Raw genomic sequence first — 16721 nt, forward strand, 5'->3', positions numbered from 1 at the left:
AGCTCTCGTTACCAGCAGGGCGAGCCGTTCACGGCTCGCTTTCGTTTTCATACAAGGAGAAATCAAGCATGCAGCCATTTACAGAAAGAGTCATCCACTTGATCCAGCAAATCCCCGGGGGCAAGATCATGACCTACGGTCAGATCGCAGCGCTGGCCGGAAGCCCGCGCGGAGCGAGGCAGGTGGTCCGTATCCTGCACACCTACAGCCGCAGCTATCAGCTGCCGTGGCATCGGGTGATGAACAGCAAGGGCCGCATCAGCCTCCCGCCAGGCGACGGCGGGGAGCTGCAAAGGCTGAATCTGGAGGCGGAGGACGTGACGCCCCAGGCAGACGGCAGCTACGATCTGGAGAAGTATCTGCACAGCTATTCGCCAGATGAGTATCCCTGATGGCTCGCCTCATAATCGGCGACGACCAGCACATCCATATGCCTCGCGGAGCGAAGGACGGTTTTCAGAATCGAGCCCTGCCATAGCTCCTTCCACCAGGTTGTTTTGGCCTGACCTATGATCAGTTGGGTGCTCTTGCACCCGTTTGCCTTGTCGACCAAGACCCGAGGCAGCTCCTTTCTCCCGCGGGCCGATTGAATTTCAAACTTCCCGCCTAACCGTTCCGTGAGCTTCCTCAGTACGTCCAGCCGTTCGATCAGTTCCGGTGTCTCGGGAACGGTCTCCAGCCGTACATAGGTGACGATCCATACAGCCTTGAGCCGGTAAGCAATCCGGAAGCCCCTCCGGATTAGCCGCTCCGCATGCGGCGTATAGTTCACGCATACAAAGATTACCTCTTGTCTGCGCCACGGGCCTCTCAGCGCACTGCTGCTCCTTTCCCAAGCCTCCAGCCGTTCATCCACGTCATCGGCGATTTCCCGGAGGGCCAGCTCGCGAAGCGCGATCAGATTCCCTGTCTTGAAAAAATGATTCAGCGCCTGATGCACCTTCTCCATCGCATACACCTTGCCATCCTTCATCCGCTGCTGCAGCGACTCGGGCGTGACGTCGATCAGTTGAACCTCATCAGCCAGCCTTAGAATATGATCGGGTACCGTCTCGCGGACCCGGACCCCTGTGATCTGCTCCACCGCATCGTTCAAACTTTCCAGATGCTGCACATTGACGGTCGTGATCACGGAGATGCCCGCGGCCAGAATCTCAAGCACATCCTCATACCGCTTCTTATAGTGGCTTCCGGGCACATTGGTATGCGCGAGCTCATCCACCAGGACGACCTCGGGGTTCCGCCGGATGATCTCCTGCGTATCCATCTCTTGCAGCCGGGTTCCTTTGTAGTCCAAGACGGCTCTGGGCAGCACCTCCAGCGCGCCGACCTGAGCCTGCGTCTCCTCACGTCCGTGAGTCTCCAGCAATCCGACGAACACCTGAATGCCTTTCCGGAGCAGGTCATTGCCTTCCCTTAGCATCGTATACGTCTTGCCGACGCCCGGCGCGGCTCCGATGTATACCTTGAACCGCCCCCGCTTGATCTGCCGGATGCGCTGCTCCAGCTCCTGCGAGCTGAGCCGGCGGAACAGCTCCGCCTCATCCTCCGGCACCGACGCCGCCAGCTTGGCAGGCAGGATGCGCTCTCCCTCATGCTCGGCGCGGTCGGCGACGACGAATACATCGATGTTGCGCGTCTTCTTCAGCATGTCATGCACAATAGAGCCCTGCCAGAACTCCTGCCAGCGGGTCTGCTTGGAATGCCCGATCACGATCCGGGTGACGTGATGCCCCAGCGCATAGTTCACCAGCACCGTCGGCAGCTCCCGCCGGGAGCACAGGGGGAGCTCCTGGAATTCCGCATCGATGCGGTCCGCCAGCTTCAGCAGCGAACGCTTGAAGGCCGCGGCCTCCTTGCTCAGCTCCTTCTCCTGGTTGACGAAGGTCACCACCAGCAGTTCACCGTTCAGCCGCTTAGCAATCTGCTGGCCGCGGCGCATATAGATGGACCCATTCCAGTGATACTGGGTGGAGACGAGAATCCGCTCCGCCGCTCCCGACGGGCCGATCAGCCCCAGCTCCTCCCGGTATTTCTTCAGGGAGTCATTGACGCCCTCCGCCATCAGCCGCAGGGTAAGCTCCCGCAGAATCGCCAGATTGCCCCGCTTGAACAGCGCCGCTCCATCCGCGCGCAAGCCCCCTTCTTCCACCCGGGCCAGCATCGTCTCTGGCGTCACGTCGATCAGCACAACCTCATCGGCCAGCTCCAGCGCATCCGTGGCTACCGTCTCGGTAACCTCGATCCCGGTCAGCTTCTTGGCTACGGCGCGCACGTCCTCCAGCTCATACACGTTGACCGTCGTAATCACGCTGATACCATGGCTGAGCAAGCGCTGGATATCCTCCAGCCGTGTACGAAGCGGCGCGCCCTCCCGGTTCCGGTGAGCCAGACCGTCGACGAGGACGACCTCCGGATTACGCTTGATCAGCGCGTCCAGGTTCAAATCCTTCTTCTCCCGGCCGTTCAGGGTCCAGTGGATGCTCGGCACCCGCTCCAGATCGCCGATCTGCTGGACCGTCTCCGGCCGCTGCATGGTCGATACCGCGCAGATGACCACATCGATACCCTGGCTTCGGAGCGCTTGGCCTTCCCTCAGCATATGGTACGTCTTCCCCGAGCCGGACACCGCCCCGATGTAAACCTTCAAGCGGCCTCGATGCAGCTTGGAGACGGATAGCAGAATTTCCTCCGGCGTCTTGCGTCTGAATGTGTCCATAGTTCCTCCCCGGTCCCAGCCGTTACGGAGTAAAGCCGGAGCATCTGAGGCATCGATGTCCGGCTTCTTCGGGTTATTTCTTCAATAGCTCAATCAAGTCCAGGTTCAAGACCAGCACGTTCACGCGGGGTTCGCCGAAAATCCCCAGGCTGCGTCCCTCTGTATGCGCTTCGACCAGCTTATTCAATTGATCGGCCGGCAGCCCGGTCAGCTTGCTGATCCGTGGGACCTGGACGTGTGCCGATTCCGGCGTAATATGCGGATCAAGCCCCGAGCCCGAATTCGTGATCAGGTCGATAGGCAACTGACTGACAGGCACGTCGGGATTATTCCGCTTCCAGTCGGCGATTGATGCCTCCGTTCTCTTCTGCAGCTCCGGATTCGACGGCGCATAGTTATTCGAGCCTGACGCTTCCGCTTTATACTCAATGCTGGATACACGGCCCTGGAACAGCCTCGGATCGGTGAAGGACTGCCCGATCAGCTCCGAGCCTACGGCTTCGCCCTTGCTGTTCACGATCAGACTGCCATTCGCCCTCCCGGGCATCAGCATCTGCGCGACACCTGTGCTTAATAACGGGTACACAATCCCGCACAAGACGATGAATACGAGACTGACTCTTATCGCGACGCTTATGGAAAGCCGGGCCGGTTCCTGTCCGGCGCTTGCTGATTTATTCATCTTCATCCTACCCTTCTTCTCTGTACAGGTCTAGTAGGTCTAGACCCACCAATGCACGACGAGATCGATCAGCTTGATTCCGATAAACGGTACCACGACTCCACCCAGCCCATAGATGAACAGATTGCGCTGCAGCAGCCGGGTCGAGCTCATCGGCTTGTAGGCGACTCCCCTCATCGCGAGGGGGATGAGCAGCGGGATGATGATCGCATTGAAGATCAGGGCGGACAGGATCGCTGATAAAGGCGAGCCCAGCCGCATCACATTCAAGGCTTCCATCTGCGGGATCGCCAGCGTGAACATCGCCGGGATGATCGCAAAGTATTTGGCCACGTCATTGGCGATACTGAACGTGGTCAGCGCGCCGCGAGTCATCAGCAGCTGCTTGCCGATCGCCACCACTTCAATAATCTTGGACGGGTCCGAGTCGAGATCGACCATATTGGCCGCTTCCTTCGCCGCGACTGTCCCGCTGTTCATCGCGAGGCCGACATCCGCCTGCGCCAGTGCCGGCGCATCGTTCGTCCCGTCCCCGGTCATCGCGACCAGCTTGCCCTCCGCCTGCTCCCGGCGGATAACCGCAATTTTATCCTCCGGCTTGCTCTCCGCGATATAATCGTCTACGCCCGCTTCCCTGGCAATGGTCGCTGCCGTCAACGGGTTATCCCCGGTGCACATGATCGTCTTGATCCCCATCTTGCGGAGCTGATCGAACCGTTCCTTCATGCCCGGCTTGACGGTGTCCTTCAGATAAATGAGTCCAAAGATTTCGTGATCGACGGCTACCGCCAGCGGCGTCCCGCCTTCCTTGGCAATCGCATCGCCTTGAGTGCCGAGATCCGCAGGGACCGTGCCGCCTTGGGCCTCCACCCACTTGCGCACGGCGTCGACTGCGCCCTTACGCACCTTGCGGCTGTCCTTCAGGTCAATGCCGCTCATCCGGGTTTCCGCCTGGAACTCGATAAACGCCCCGCCTTCGGCCATCGCTTCATCGTACGTGAGCCCTTGCTTCTTCATCAGCTCCAGCACCGAGCGGCCCTCCGGCGTCTCATCCTTCATGGAGCTGACCGCCGCCCATTCCCCTACTAGACGTTCAGGGTGTGCGCCTACGGGCACAAACTGACTGGCCATCCGGTTCCCGAATGTAATTGTTCCTGTCTTGTCGAGAATCATCGTATTGATGTCCCCCGCCGCCTCGACAGCCTTGCCAGACATCGCCAGGACGTTGAACTGAGTGACCCGGTCCATCCCGGCTATGCCGATGGCGGACAGCAGCCCGCCGATCGTCGTAGGAATGAGGCAGACAAGCAACGAAATCAAGACCGGGATGGACAGCTCGATCTCTACATACCGGGCGATAGGAGCAAGTGTCACGACGACGATCAGGAAGATCAGCGTCAGGCTGGTGAGCAGCGTATTCAGCGCGATTTCATTGGGCGTCTTCTGCCGGGAGGCTCCCTCGACCAAGGCAATCATCCGATCGATGAAGGATTCGCCCGGATCGCTCGTAATCCGCACCCGGATCTTATCGCTCACGACGCGGGTGCCTCCGGTGACCGAGCTGAAATCTCCGCCCGCTTCCTTGATCACCGGCGCGGATTCGCCTGTAATGGCAGACTCATCGACAGAGGCCAGTCCTTCGATCACCTCGCCATCCCCCGGGATCATCTCCCCCTGCGACACAATGACGATATCGCCCTTGCGCAGCTCGGTGGAGGGTACCAGCTTGATGCCGCTCCCCAAGACTTTATTCGCCGAGATCTCAGTTTTTGTTTTCTTCAGGGAATCCGCCTGTGCCTTCCCCCGCCCTTCGGCTAAAGCCTCGGCGAAATTCGCGAACAGCACCGTGAACAGCAGAATCACAAACACCGTCAGGTTAAAGCCTACGCTGCCTTCCGTTCCGAAATAGCCGGGGAAGAGCGTCATCAGCAGTACGACGAAGGTGCCGACCTCCACAATAAACATCACGGGATTCTTCATCATCGTGACCGGATTCAGCTTGATGAAGCTGTCTTTGATCGCATTTGTTACCATTTCGCCGGTTAGCAGTTTTTTTCTACTTGTACTCATGGACTTATTTCCACCTCTTCGATTAACGGATCGTTAAATGCTCAGCGATCGGGCCCAGAACAACCGCCGGTAAAAATGTCAGCGCACCGATGATCAGGACCGTACCGACCAGTATCCCGACAAACAAGCCATTGTCCGTACGGAAGGTTCCGATCGTCTCTGGAACCCACTGCTTGCGCAGCATGGAACCCGCTACGGCGAGCAGCGCGATCATCGAGATATACCGGCCGAACAGCATCACGAGACCCGTGGATATATTCCAGAATGGCGTGTTGTCACCAAGTCCCTCAAAGCCGGACCCGTTATTGGCCGCAGAGGAGGTGTATTCATACAGCACCTGCGAGATGCCGTGGAACGACGGACTCGTAATTGCAGCCGTGCCCGGCTCCGTCATCAGGGCCAGCGCCGTCGGCGCCAGAATGATCAAGGGATGCGTCAGAATCGCGACGGCGATCAATCTCATCTCCCTAGCCTCAATCTTCCGTCCCAGAAATTCAGGCGTGCGCCCGACCATGAGCCCGGCGAGGAACACCGCCAGAATCGCATACATGAGCATATTGACGAGACCAACACCCTTGCCGCCGAATACACAGTTGAGCATCATCAGAGCCAACGGCGTAATCCCCCCGAGCGGGGTCAACGTATCATGCATATTGTTGACGGAGCCGGTCGTCGCCGCCGTCGTCACGGTTGTGAACAAGGCGGACCCAGCAATGCCGAAGCGTACCTCCTTGCCCTCCATGCTGCCCTGTGAGGCATCCACGCCCAGCCGGTTCAGCACGGGATTGCCTGCCGATTCAGCGGCATAAGCTGCAGACAGGAACAGTACGAACAAGATCATCATCGCCGAGAAGATCACCCAGCCCTGCTTGCGGTTCTTGGCAAACAAGCCGAACGTATACGGGAGCGCAGCCGCCAGCGACCACATGGACAGAATCTCGATCACGTTGGTCAGCGGATTCGGATTCTCGAACGGATGGGCTGAGTTCGCCCCGAAGAAGCCGCCCCCGTTGGTCCCCAGATGCTTGATCGATTCGAGCGCCGCTACCGGGCCGATCGCAATCTGCTGCGGCCCTTCCACCCCGTTCACGGTGATCGTTGGCTGCAGCGTCTGTGGTACCTGAAGCCCGACGAGCACCAGCGTGGTGACAAAAGCAAACGGCAGAAATACCCGCGTATGCGCCTTGACGAAATCCTCGAAGAAATTGCCGATCGTCTCACCCTTGCTCGTGATGGCTCGGATGAAGGCTATCGCCACGCACAGCCCCGTAGCAGCTGAGGTAAACATCATCATCGTAATAAAAGCCATCTGCGAGAAATACGAGAGGCCAGTCTCACCGCTGTAATGCTGGAGATTCGTATTGGTCATGAAGCTGATGACCGTATTGAATGTCAGCGTCTGCTCCATATTATCGATGCCGCTCGGGTTAAACGGCAGAAACTTCTGCAGTCGAAGCATGAGGTAGCCGGTCGCTACCAGGACGATGTTCGTCAGAATAAAGCTTAGCGCGTAGGTTTTCCAGGTCATGCCCCGGCGCTGCTTCAGCCCGATCAGTGCGTATATCGGCCTCTCCGCCCAGGCAAACCAGCGATCTGTGCCGTTCGCCTCGCCCCGGAACACCTGGTACAGGTAGGTGCCGAGCGGCTTCACCAGCAGCAGCAGGATCAGGATAACAACGGCTATTTGTACAATGCCCATAACTTCTTAGACCCTCCTTGTCAGCAACCTAGAATTTCTCCGGATTGACCAGCACATAGACGAGATAAATAAAGATAAACACCGTACATACACCAACCACGATCATTTGTTATCTCCCTCCGGTTCACGGTTTACGCTTCCGCACCAGGCTAGGAAGCCTGCGAATAAGACATACGCTCCGGCCAGAAGCAGCACCATACCTAGATCCAGCATCCAAATCCCTCCTCATGGTCAGCCTTCTGCCTAATCGTCCATGGATGCAATTAAAAAGCTAACGTCCTGACTGGACGTATGAATGATATTGCGGGCCCCCAGATTTCTGTACATCAGCCTCGGACTGCTCGAATGGGTGATGATCGTGATGGGCTTTGTCGTCCATTTGCTGCAGATCTGCAGATAGCGGCAGCACAGCGTCACGCTATTTTCAAATAAAAAGACTTGACCTACCGGGAACTCCGGCATGATCCAGGTAACCTCATTTTTAGTATCCACGAGGTGGGAAATTTTCACTCCGATTCTAGTAACCCTCTCTTGTTCCACTCGATTGTTCACGATCGCTGCGCACGGAATCTGCCGGGCCAGCAATTGACTAATGAACAGCTCCCCTGCTTTGTTCGGTGCGGATACCAAGATCCATTCCCGCTGATGTACCACGGATTCTCCTCCTATTGATTGAGAAAGAGAAGGCAACAAAAAAGAAGCCGGCAGGAAGAAAAGAACTCTTCCCGCGGCTTCTTCAGGCACAGCCAAATAGACCGTGTCTTGCCCACGACAATCGTTGCCTCTCTCCAAACGCTTACGAGGTTAGCTGACGGATTCGGGCGTGAGAGTCGCCCTACCCGGGAACAGCCTGGCTGTTCCGGGATTCACCCCATGAAGCTGCGATGGCAGCTTCGTTGGTTCCCCCGTTCCTTTTCCATTCAAGGACTCAGCGAATCAGATGCATGTCATTCGTTTTGTAAATCATTGGCTTCTGTTTCATAAAAAGACAAGTAAAAACCACAGAGGCTTAAGCCCTGTGGTCGATAGGTTCGATCACAAGCTTCATCATCCTCTCTCCATTAAGCACCATTCGCATGTCAGAACAAGTCAAGACGGTCCTTCGATACCAAGATGGCTGCCTACCAACGCTTACGGGGTTAGCTGACGGATTCGGGCGGTGAGAGTCGCCCTACTCGGAGCCGCTTCCTGCCCCAAGATTCACCCCATGCCCTGCGCGCAGCGGCTCTCACACCGCTTCGGCCTGGCTGTATTGGTTCCCCCGCTTTCCCGGTTAGCCCAGGAAACTCAGCGATTCAACATGGAAACTTTGTTTGATTCATGAGTTGTATCATACGCTTGCCGGTTGGTCCTGTAAAGAAAGACCATCCGTCAAATCCCGTTCAATCCGCCATAATCCGGAAGTAATTCATCTTCGATCTCCATATTGCTGCATCTTACTCCCGATTTTACTGTTTATCTCGAAAATCACGAAAATAGAAGCTTAGCCTAGAAAAGGTGGAGATAACCGAAGCGTCTGTCCATTGAAGTCGGTTTCACGTGGATTTCCGGTTCAAATCATACAAATCTAACCATTTATCGGGTTTTATTTTGCAATAGTTCGGGCGAATGGGGTAACCGCGATAGCTAACCTCGTAAGCACAGGTTTCAGCCGCCAACAACTATTTACTAATCCCGGTTGCACGAGACGAAGATTGAGGATGCCGGAATGGCGGCCATGACCTCTGATTTCGTAATTTTTATAGATGAAGAGGCGCCTCATGTAAAAAAAGACCTTCCAAAAGTGTTCCGCCTGACAAATTGGATCTGCTTAGAAGAAAGGGACTCTTTTCATATGGCGTGACAAAGGTCGTTTCAGACGCATACATGCCTGATTACAAACAGGCTAAGGGAGCATTTCTGCTCCCCTTCCATGCCTTCTGCATAGCTATAGACGCTGTTTAAAGAAATACGGACAATAATTTATTCACGGCATACTCGGCCTCGACATCTATACACACCTGTACAGGACTTCCTACCAAAGCATTACGCCGTAAATCCGCCACGGTCATCCCCTGACAAATCTCACTTTGGCATTCCACTTTAATCTTCATCTGTTGGGTTTTGACCACACCTGGCTCTAGGGCCACCAGCATCGTTAATGGATCATGCAGCGGGGCAGCTCCCATCCAATAATTCGAGGTGTGATAGAAGTCAAAGTAAAACTGTAAGGATTCGTTGATAAATTCGACGATATCCTTGTTCTCTTCTTGGCAATGCTCCTGCAGATAGTTCAGATGCTGCTGGGTAATCAGCGTTTTCATCGTAACATCTAGGCCCACCATGGTGATCGGTAACCCCGAGCTAAACACGATGTCCGCGGCCTCGGGATCGCCCCATATATTCGCCTCCGACACGGGGGTTACATTACCCGGGACATGAACAGCTCCACCCATGACATATACATGCTTAATTTTTTGAGCCAACGTTGCATCCTTCTGAAGCGCCTGGGCTAAGTTGGTTAATCTTCCCAAAGCCACGATAATTAACTCATTAGGAAGCTCGTCCGCTTTACGCAAGATAAACTCATGGGCTTCTTCCCCCAAGGCCTTCTGAGCGGAAGGCGGAAGCTCGACGTCGCCGATTCCATTCTCGCCGTGCACTTTCGTAGAGAAGCCCTGCAAGGTGCGCTGCAGAGGCTTCTCCGCCCCTTGGACCACCGGAATCTCATAGGTCGTCTTGGCCAGCTGAATAATTCTTAAGGTATTCTCCGTTGCTTGCTGGACGCTAATATTCCCGAATACCGTTGTGATTCCCTCTACGTGTACATCCGTTGCTTTCAGCGCATATAGGATGGCTAGCGCATCGTCGATCCCCGTATCGGCATCAATGATTACTTTTTTTTCGAATGGTTGCATCGGAATCTCTCCCTGTCTGGTTAGTTACTATTTAATTCCCGTATTCGATGAAGTGGCAGGAGAATCATGATAGGAATTATAACAGTAATGAGCGGCATAGCAAACCTCTCATCCCAGCGTGTAGCGGTGCGTTACCGAATTTCATTATGAAAAAAGCACGGACCCTAGAGTCCGTGCTTGGTGAGGGAAACGAGCATAAGCTCGGTAATCCCTGCATGACAGTGAAATTCATGCATAGGCTTGCTTCACCAAAGTCATTGCAGCTGCATCAGCGTGGCAGCATCAATATCGTATAAGGTACCTTGGCCAGCTTGAACAAGCTGACTGATCTGCTCGTAGGCCAAGCCGCTTGTCGGGGCAATGGCATCCAGCGTAACCTGATTCGCTGGCAGGTTAGCGATGATTTCTTCCAGGAAGAAACCGGCCATGCCTTGGGAGGTGCCTTTATCATGAACAGGAGCATCGGTAATGAAGATGATTCTTTTGGAGTTCTTTCGTCCCGCTAATTTTTGAATCGCCATATCAATGGCCTCTAGTCCAGATTCCTCTTCGTCCTCCCCGCCGGAAGCAACCAACTGCTCTAATTGAACCCGTAACAAGTGTTTATTATTGGTGAAATCAAAATACTCGAAATCTGGATTATACGGATCTACATAATTAATATCCCGATAAGCCACGAGAGCAAAGTTCGAGCCCGATGGAACGGAATCCACGAAGCTAATGACCGACTCCTTCACGTAGTCGATAACCTCACCCATACTACCTGTCACGTCTATGACAAAGACAATATCCGAAGCAGCTTTGATCCCTTTGGATATGTTCTCTAGAATAGGTGAGGAAGTCGACGGTTCTGACGGCTCTTGTACCGCTTCCTCAACCGGAGTCTTCTCGCTTTCAACGGAGGTCGGGATCTCAGGTTTGTTCTGAAAAATGATGACGGATTTGGAAGCCTCGTTCCATTCTACAACACCGCCTAGAGCTTCACTCACAAAGCGAACCGGTACCATCGTATGCCCATGGATAAGCTGTGCGGGTACACTCAACGTCACGGCAACACCGTTGACGTAAGCCACATTCGAACCGATCGTTAATACAATGGTTTGACCTTCTCTTCTTGCGGTGACCGTTTGGGTGAGGCTATCCCACTCTACCGTTGCTCCGAGCGATTCGAAGATGGACCGCAGCGGCACCAGCACGCTTCCTTGCGAATTGACAGGAGCCTGCTCATAAGCCTGCCGTTGTCCTCCGATTAAAACCTGGATTTGCTCTGGTTGCTGGTTGACCGGCACGAATTGAGGGACAGAGGCTGCGAGCCCTCCCGACTGATTGACGGTTTTCAAGTAAACATAGTATCCTCCCGAGGACAGCCCAAGCTTACTCCATGAATAGGTCGAAGGGCTCCCTGGGGTTATTCGGATTTGCTTCACAAGCTTTCCGCTCGCATTCTTGATCATGAGATACGAGTGATAGGTCGGCTGCAAATTGGCCTTCGGCATATTCACCGTGACGGATCCATTCGGACTCTGTGTAATCGTCCCGGGAAAGCTCGCTCCGCTTGGCACTTGAAATCCCGGTTCGACAGCCGGATTGGGAGACGGCGCTGCAAGCGGGCCGGAGGGAGCGGGCGCTGCTGGCTCTCCGCCAGCGGTTTGGATACCCGTAATCGAAGTCTTCGGGAAATAGAAGTAAATCTTCGATTTAGCACCAGGCGCCGGGCGCTTTTCTGAGATCGTGATGGACTGGCTCTCAGGATTGAAGGTGAACTCCGAAGGTCGGATTTTCATCCCGTCGATGTACAAGCTCACATTTTTACTTGAATTTATGACATATCGGGTCGTTAATTTGAAAACTCGTGCCGCCCCGTCCCCTTCGGGAAGGGCAACCCCAATACTCGATGTGCCCGAGATGTTTTCTTCCCATTCGAAGGTTGGGTTTATTGCATATTTCAAAGAAATCTCAGCACCTGGGTCAGGAGCCTTATTCATCGTAATAGCGTAGTTGTCGTAATCTACGGTGTAATCCTTGTGCTCCACTTCCCGGGCATTGATAAACAAACGAAGCTTCGTATTGGCAGCCGTGATTCGATTGCCGGGGGTGAAGGCAAACCGGCGTTCCTTCCCATCCCCATCTTGAAGCAGGTGAACGAGATAATCGCCCTCTCTGTAATCCAGCCGATCATTCGCTTTCGCCAACCCTGCTCGAATATCAAATACCCCGAGAAGTAAAACGAATACGACAAGTAAACTCATGATTTTCTTACTGTTCATCTTTTTCACTCCATTATGAAAGTCATTTTACGATGCGGTGCTCCTTCGTTCTCTATGATTATAGGCCAGAATACCCATTTATGGAATCTATCATTCATTCTTATCTGAAATTAGCTTCCACCAATTCAAGACAATTTGCCGACAATTTCCTGGATGTCCCTCCGTCCGCGGCAGGTGCTGCTGACCGTGAGGAACAATAGCATATTGCGTAACGTTTCGTTTTATACTATTATTATGTTACATATATTACCTATTTATTTACATTAATTTACTTATTCATTTAAATAGATGAGCAACTTCTGTCATGATCCTATGTACAAGCTGCCTACATCTTTGGAAATCCGCGCCCAAAAATAGAACATATGTTTGCATTTATTATTGTACTATAAAAGGAGAGATTACGCTATGATGATCGAAGCACAGGAACAATCCTCTATCATTTCTGATCTTCAAAAACATGAAATCCCTATTCATGTCATGGAACATGTACAAGCTATCCTGCATTCCAGTGTGGATGCACGATTTTTTCTCCACATGGAAAAGAACACCCCCGTGTGCTCCATGTTTCTTGTGGAGGATAATCCCAAAGAAGCATACAGTGTGGGGCATTTGTTCTCGTGTGATCCCATTGGGGACGATTATTTATACCAATATCTGTCTGTCGAACAATTACGTGTGTTCGGCCGATTCTTATCTTGTCTGCCTATTCATTAGACTTCTTTTGTTCGGATTTAATGCGTTCGTATTCTTCTTCGATGGTTTTGGAGAGAAGCTCGGTCGCCGTCATATTCAGCTTTTTGGCCGCCTCTGCCAGCTGCTGCTTAATATAAGCGGGAACATCGTAATGAAATTTAACTTTGTTTCCATATGGCATGAATCTTCCTCCTAACCCATCACTTCTTGATATTTTTTTTCGATCAAGCGAATTAATAATTGAGTAGCCGATAGGTCCTGTAAAGCTGCGGCTTCGATCAGCTTTTCTTTGATTTCGGGCTGGAATTCGTAAGGTAACTTCAGCTTGGGCTCCGCCATCCGGCCTTCTAGCGTTTTTTCGGCCATTAACGAAAGCTCCAGCAGCGATTCCAAGGAGGATGCGTTGGAAGCCTCTCTTCCGTACTTGGGAAGAACACGAATCAAGTACTGTTTGAGAGCTCGTTGTTCTTCCTCTAAAACATCAATATTCAGCTTTCCGTCCACTACGCTTAATTGGCAGTCTAAATTGTAGCCAAATAAATTGATAGAGTACTTCATAGGGTCCTCCTTATTTGGAAATCATACGTTTATTATATAGCGGTTCGTTACGTTCTACAATATGAATTACCCTACAAGTCTTCATCCGGATAGGCTCACTGGCCTGTCGAATCTTCGACTTCTACATCTCCAACTAATATTATATTGCGTAACGTTACGCTATATGATATTGTATGTGTAAGGCGAGATGCTGCTTTGTTTCCAAGAGTCAAGTGGTGAGGGATACACCCCTTCTCTCGGATTATCCCAACGGGGCACTTTTCATGCCTAACTTCACTTCCGAACAAACCTACTGAGGAGGAATTCTATCATGGCAACCAATTACACGTACACCAAATATACGGCAACAAACGGCGTGGTGCTTCATACGATCAAAACGACTCCTAAAAACATCATCTTGAAGGCGATCAGTTCAGCAGTTACGTCTTCCTCGCAACCCAACTATGGGATTAATGGCGGATTCTTCGATTTTTCAACGCAAAACATCCTGTCTATTGCTGTGAACAATCACGCGCCTGTTAAAGGCGCAGCTGGAGATTATGGCGTGGGTTGGACCAACGCAGGAACGGCCAAACGCGGCACGTTGGTCTGGGACGACGCGGCAGGGAAATATTCGGTTCAAGTCACCGACTCGGCAAGCAATCTCACCGTGACCGATAAAACGAAATATTGGGCTCAGGGCGGCATCAGCATGAGCCTGGGCAATGATTCGGGCTGGGCGGCACAAGCCGATGCCGAGAAGATGCCTAACCGTACAGGCAAAGTAGAACGCGCTGGTCTGGTATATAATACGGGGCTGAATATCTGGCTTGTCGTAACCAATACAAACTGTACAGCCGCAGAGTTCCGCACGGCCATCAAAGAAAAGGTCGGCTCCGGAACGCTTGTTAATGGAATCTTCCTCGACGGAAGCGGTTCGTCTCAGATGAAATGTGCTGAGGCCAGCGTAAGTGGAGACGGGAGGAAAGTCCCAGAGATGGTTGCTCTGAAAGATAAATCCTAAGATGAAACGCCTCTTCTTAACGAAACAGGTGCAGTTTCTCCAAAGAGAACTGCACCTGTTTTCTGTCTACTTGGCCTCCGAGGCCTCTTGGATCGCCCGGACGATCTGTTCATGAAGACCTGTGCTCGCGGCAGCCAATCCGCCGCTGTATAGCATGTCGATATCGTTGCCTTCCAAGTCGGAGAATGTGCAACCCAGCTCCTCCAGCAGAATTCGGCCGGCCGCATAATCCCACGAGTTGACGTAATTTTGGACATAGCCGCCTAGTACTCCCTCGGCCATATCGGTCAGCTCCATCGTCGTCGCTCCATAGAGTCTGACGCCCCGAACTTGGGCAGCCAGCTTATAGAGCGGCTCCCAAGGCTTCATTTCCTCCAGGCTTCCCCATGGCGCACTAATCGCCACCAGCTCATTCTCGAGCAGCGTGTTCGCAGGAACCGCATTCAGCTTCACGTCATTCAGAAAAGCCCCGCTTCCCTTCTGAGCGCGGTACAGCTTTCCGGCCATCACATCGTAGATGATCCCGAACACTCCGCGATGGAGCTCGCCGAACGCTACGGAGATGGCAAAGTCTTTCTTCCGGTTAATAAAATTGCTCGTGCCGTCGATCGGATCAATAATCCACAAGTACGGGCTCTCCGAAACCCGATTGCCCACGTTCTCCTCGCCCACAATATTATGCTCCGGATAGTGCTCCGTAATCTTGCTCACGAAGTACGACTCGATCTCGCGATCCACCTCGGTTACCACGTCCGCATGACTCGTTTTCTGCTTAAATTCAGTGCCCTCTTGCAGCCTTTGTTTGATGATCTCCCCGGCTTCCAGAACCCAAGCGATGGACTTCAGATAAATGTCATGCTCTTCGTGCATATGGACCTCACTCCTTTGATTTTCTTCCATAGACCAGATATAGCGTAAGGCTGGAAATCACCATCAAGATGACCGAGTACACCAGCACCAGAGCTTGTACATCGCCCGTGGCCTGCTCGCTCGTACTATTTTTGATCACGATACCTAGCGGCTGCAGGATTGGGTGAAATAAAAAGACAGTAAGATCATAATCGGCTAGATGCCCGTTAAAATTCATAGCTAACACCGCTAACGTAGAGGGCAGCACGATGGGCAGCAGGACTCGTCTAAAGGTGTGGAAGGCTCCGGCCCCTAAACTTTGGGCGGCGTCCTCCAAGGATCGGTCGATTGTAAAAAAAGCAGCCCGCAGCATTCTCAGCGTAAACGGAATTTGCACGATGACGTAGGCAATCAACAGAATCCATACGCTCCCAGTCAGCACTTGGTTCAGCATGATGAGCTTGGGCGAATCATAAGTGACGATCAGCCCTAAGGCGATCAGCGTTGAAGGCAATAGCCACGGAATCAGCATGGCATACTCCAAGACGGTAGCGAACAGGTTCTTGTATTTATGCAGAATTCGAGACACAACGAGCGCCAAGATCACCACCAAAATCGAGGAGACAGATGAATAAAAAATACTAACCCCGTACGGCTTGAAATCACTAAAGTGTGTAAATAGCCTTGCATAATTCGCCAAGGTAAAGCGATCCCATGACAAGGTAGAAGTCGTGATGCTATACGAATCGGTAAACGAAAAAATCACGATCAAAATCACCGGCAGTGCATATATCCCAAACAACAAATATGCTACGCCATGGACCAGGATATTGGCAAGCTTGTTGTTGATTTTTTGCTTCACGATTTGCGATTTCACCTTGGAAATCGAAATATAATTGCCGCCCTTTTCCACTTTCCTCATCATGGATAATAAGACCCACGTAAACGCCCCCAGAATCATGGCTAGCAGAGAGGCCATGTCGCGAGAGGTGACACTTTGGACAAAGGTTAAGATCATTGGGGTGATCGTTTGAAAATTTTGACCGCCAAGAACCAAGGGAGCCGAAGTAGCCCCTAGCCCCGTTAAAAATAACAAAACGGTTACCGCAAACAACGTAGGCTTTAAGACAGGAAAGACAACTCTTCTTAGAATATAAAAGGAGCCATTCCTGTAATGAATTAATTTAAGGTTTGAATGAAAAAAGCGCCAACTGTATACTGGGAAACGTTCCGTCCAAAGAACAATTCCAGCACAGGAGGCACTCAACATGAAGTATAAACAAT

Annotated in this window: 15 protein-coding genes and 2 riboswitches; of the genes, 3 read left to right on the top strand and 12 right to left on the bottom strand. The window is 52.6% G+C overall.

The genetic code is table 11. The features are described 5' to 3' along the window. The first annotated feature begins 68 nt into the window (after positions 1–68). Positions 69–392, top strand: coding sequence for an MGMT family protein (locus tag WMW72_RS33670; protein WP_341419965.1), 324 nt, complete (start codon positions 69–71; stop codon positions 390–392). On the opposite strand, the gene WMW72_RS33675 is transcribed toward WMW72_RS33670, so the two are convergent. The 8 genes from WMW72_RS33675 to WMW72_RS33705 all read right to left on the bottom strand — a co-directional run bounded on the left by WMW72_RS33675 (position 368) and on the right by WMW72_RS33705 (position 12334). Further along, positions 368–2719 (bottom strand): histidine kinase, encoded by a 2352-nt coding sequence (locus WMW72_RS33675; RefSeq protein WP_341419966.1) that lies wholly within the window; start codon positions 2717–2719, stop codon positions 368–370. The two genes, WMW72_RS33670 and WMW72_RS33675, sit on opposite strands and share 25 nt — an antisense overlap. A 73-nt stretch (positions 2720–2792) precedes the next feature. Further along, positions 2793–3401, bottom strand: a complete 609-nt coding sequence (kdpC, locus tag WMW72_RS33680) for a potassium-transporting ATPase subunit KdpC (RefSeq protein WP_341419967.1) — start codon at positions 3399–3401, stop codon at positions 2793–2795. A gap of 39 nt (positions 3402–3440) precedes the next feature. Further along, entirely contained in the window at positions 3441–5471 is a 2031-nt protein-coding gene (gene kdpB / locus WMW72_RS33685; RefSeq protein WP_341419968.1) for a potassium-transporting ATPase subunit KdpB, read from the bottom strand. A 22-nt stretch (positions 5472–5493) separates the two neighbouring features. Continuing rightward, entirely contained in the window at positions 5494–7170 is a 1677-nt protein-coding gene (kdpA, locus tag WMW72_RS33690) for a potassium-transporting ATPase subunit KdpA (protein ID WP_341419969.1), read from the bottom strand. A 28-nt stretch (positions 7171–7198) separates the two neighbouring features. Continuing rightward, positions 7199–7276, bottom strand: coding sequence for a K(+)-transporting ATPase subunit F (gene kdpF / locus WMW72_RS35740; protein ID WP_423227638.1), 78 nt, complete (start codon positions 7274–7276; stop codon positions 7199–7201). A 137-nt stretch (positions 7277–7413) separates the two neighbouring features. Beyond that, entirely contained in the window at positions 7414–7824 is a 411-nt protein-coding gene (locus tag WMW72_RS33695) for a hypothetical protein (protein WP_341419970.1), read from the bottom strand. A gap of 123 nt (positions 7825–7947) precedes the next feature. Then, positions 7948–8114, bottom strand: a riboswitch (cyclic di-AMP (ydaO/yuaA leader). Between the two features lie 169 nt (positions 8115–8283). Next, a riboswitch (cyclic di-AMP (ydaO/yuaA leader) is annotated at positions 8284–8473 on the bottom strand. A gap of 637 nt (positions 8474–9110) precedes the next feature. Continuing rightward, positions 9111–10067, bottom strand: a complete 957-nt coding sequence (locus tag WMW72_RS33700; protein ID WP_341419971.1) for a nucleoside hydrolase — start codon at positions 10065–10067, stop codon at positions 9111–9113. A 254-nt stretch (positions 10068–10321) separates the two neighbouring features. Beyond that, entirely contained in the window at positions 10322–12334 is a 2013-nt protein-coding gene (locus WMW72_RS33705) for a stalk domain-containing protein (protein ID WP_341419972.1), read from the bottom strand. A gap of 405 nt (positions 12335–12739) precedes the next feature. Here WMW72_RS33705 and WMW72_RS33710 point away from each other — a divergent pair, with 405 nt between their 5' ends. Beyond that, a complete protein-coding gene (locus tag WMW72_RS33710) occupies positions 12740–13048 on the top strand; it encodes a hypothetical protein (RefSeq protein WP_341419973.1) in 309 nt (102 codons plus the stop codon). Here WMW72_RS33710 and WMW72_RS33715 read toward each other — a convergent pair. Together WMW72_RS33715 and WMW72_RS33720 are read right to left on the bottom strand one after the other, a co-directional pair. Next, entirely contained in the window at positions 13038–13208 is a 171-nt protein-coding gene (locus WMW72_RS33715) for a hypothetical protein (protein ID WP_341419974.1), read from the bottom strand. The two genes, WMW72_RS33710 and WMW72_RS33715, sit on opposite strands and share 11 nt — an antisense overlap. Before the next feature lie 11 nt (positions 13209–13219). Further along, positions 13220–13585 carry a hypothetical protein gene (locus tag WMW72_RS33720; protein ID WP_341419975.1) on the bottom strand — a complete coding sequence of 122 codons (366 nt, stop codon included), beginning with the start codon at positions 13583–13585 and terminating at the stop codon, positions 13220–13222. 310 nt (positions 13586–13895) lie between these two features. Here WMW72_RS33720 and WMW72_RS33725 point away from each other — a divergent pair, with 310 nt between their 5' ends. Then, positions 13896–14588, top strand: a complete 693-nt coding sequence (locus WMW72_RS33725) for a phosphodiester glycosidase family protein (protein ID WP_341419976.1) — start codon at positions 13896–13898, stop codon at positions 14586–14588. A 66-nt stretch (positions 14589–14654) separates the two neighbouring features. On the opposite strand, the gene WMW72_RS33730 is transcribed toward WMW72_RS33725, so the two are convergent. Together WMW72_RS33730 and WMW72_RS33735 are read right to left on the bottom strand one after the other, a co-directional pair. Beyond that, positions 14655–15458 (bottom strand): inositol monophosphatase family protein, encoded by an 804-nt coding sequence (locus WMW72_RS33730; RefSeq protein WP_341419977.1) that lies wholly within the window; start codon positions 15456–15458, stop codon positions 14655–14657. Positions 15459–15465: 7 nt separating this feature from the next. Beyond that, positions 15466–16721 (bottom strand): ABC transporter permease (locus WMW72_RS33735; RefSeq protein WP_341419978.1); only part of this gene is annotated, 1256 nt, incomplete at its 5' end.

The organism is Paenibacillus filicis (assembly GCF_038070315.1).
Taxonomy (GTDB): Bacteria; Bacillota; Bacilli; order Paenibacillales; family NBRC-103111; genus Paenibacillus_G; species Paenibacillus_G filicis.

Excerpts from the sequence above, each read along its gene's own strand:
- WMW72_RS33730 (WP_341419977.1), bottom strand. The coding sequence starts at position 15,458 with ATGCACGAAGAGCATGACATTTATCTGAAGTCCATCGCTTGGGTTCTG.
- kdpC (WP_341419967.1), bottom strand. The coding sequence starts at position 3,401 with ATGAATAAATCAGCAAGCGCCGGACAGGAACCGGCCCGGCTTTCCATA.
- WMW72_RS33705 (WP_341419972.1), bottom strand. The coding sequence starts at position 12,334 with ATGAACAGTAAGAAAATCATGAGTTTACTTGTCGTATTCGTTTTACTT.
- kdpA (WP_341419969.1), bottom strand. The coding sequence starts at position 7,170 with ATGGGCATTGTACAAATAGCCGTTGTTATCCTGATCCTGCTGCTGCTG.
- kdpF (WP_423227638.1), bottom strand. The coding sequence starts at position 7,276 with ATGATCGTGGTTGGTGTATGTACGGTGTTTATCTTTATTTATCTCGTC.
- WMW72_RS33675 (WP_341419966.1), bottom strand. The coding sequence starts at position 2,719 with ATGGACACATTCAGACGCAAGACGCCGGAGGAAATTCTGCTATCCGTC.
- WMW72_RS33700 (WP_341419971.1), bottom strand. The coding sequence starts at position 10,067 with ATGCAACCATTCGAAAAAAAAGTAATCATTGATGCCGATACGGGGATC.
- WMW72_RS33720 (WP_341419975.1), bottom strand. The coding sequence starts at position 13,585 with ATGAAGTACTCTATCAATTTATTTGGCTACAATTTAGACTGCCAATTA.
- WMW72_RS33715 (WP_341419974.1), bottom strand. The coding sequence starts at position 13,208 with ATGCCATATGGAAACAAAGTTAAATTTCATTACGATGTTCCCGCTTAT.
- WMW72_RS33710 (WP_341419973.1), top strand. The coding sequence starts at position 12,740 with ATGATGATCGAAGCACAGGAACAATCCTCTATCATTTCTGATCTTCAA.
- WMW72_RS33725 (WP_341419976.1), top strand. The coding sequence starts at position 13,896 with ATGGCAACCAATTACACGTACACCAAATATACGGCAACAAACGGCGTG.
- WMW72_RS33670 (WP_341419965.1), top strand. The coding sequence starts at position 69 with ATGCAGCCATTTACAGAAAGAGTCATCCACTTGATCCAGCAAATCCCC.
- kdpB (WP_341419968.1), bottom strand. The coding sequence starts at position 5,471 with ATGAGTACAAGTAGAAAAAAACTGCTAACCGGCGAAATGGTAACAAAT.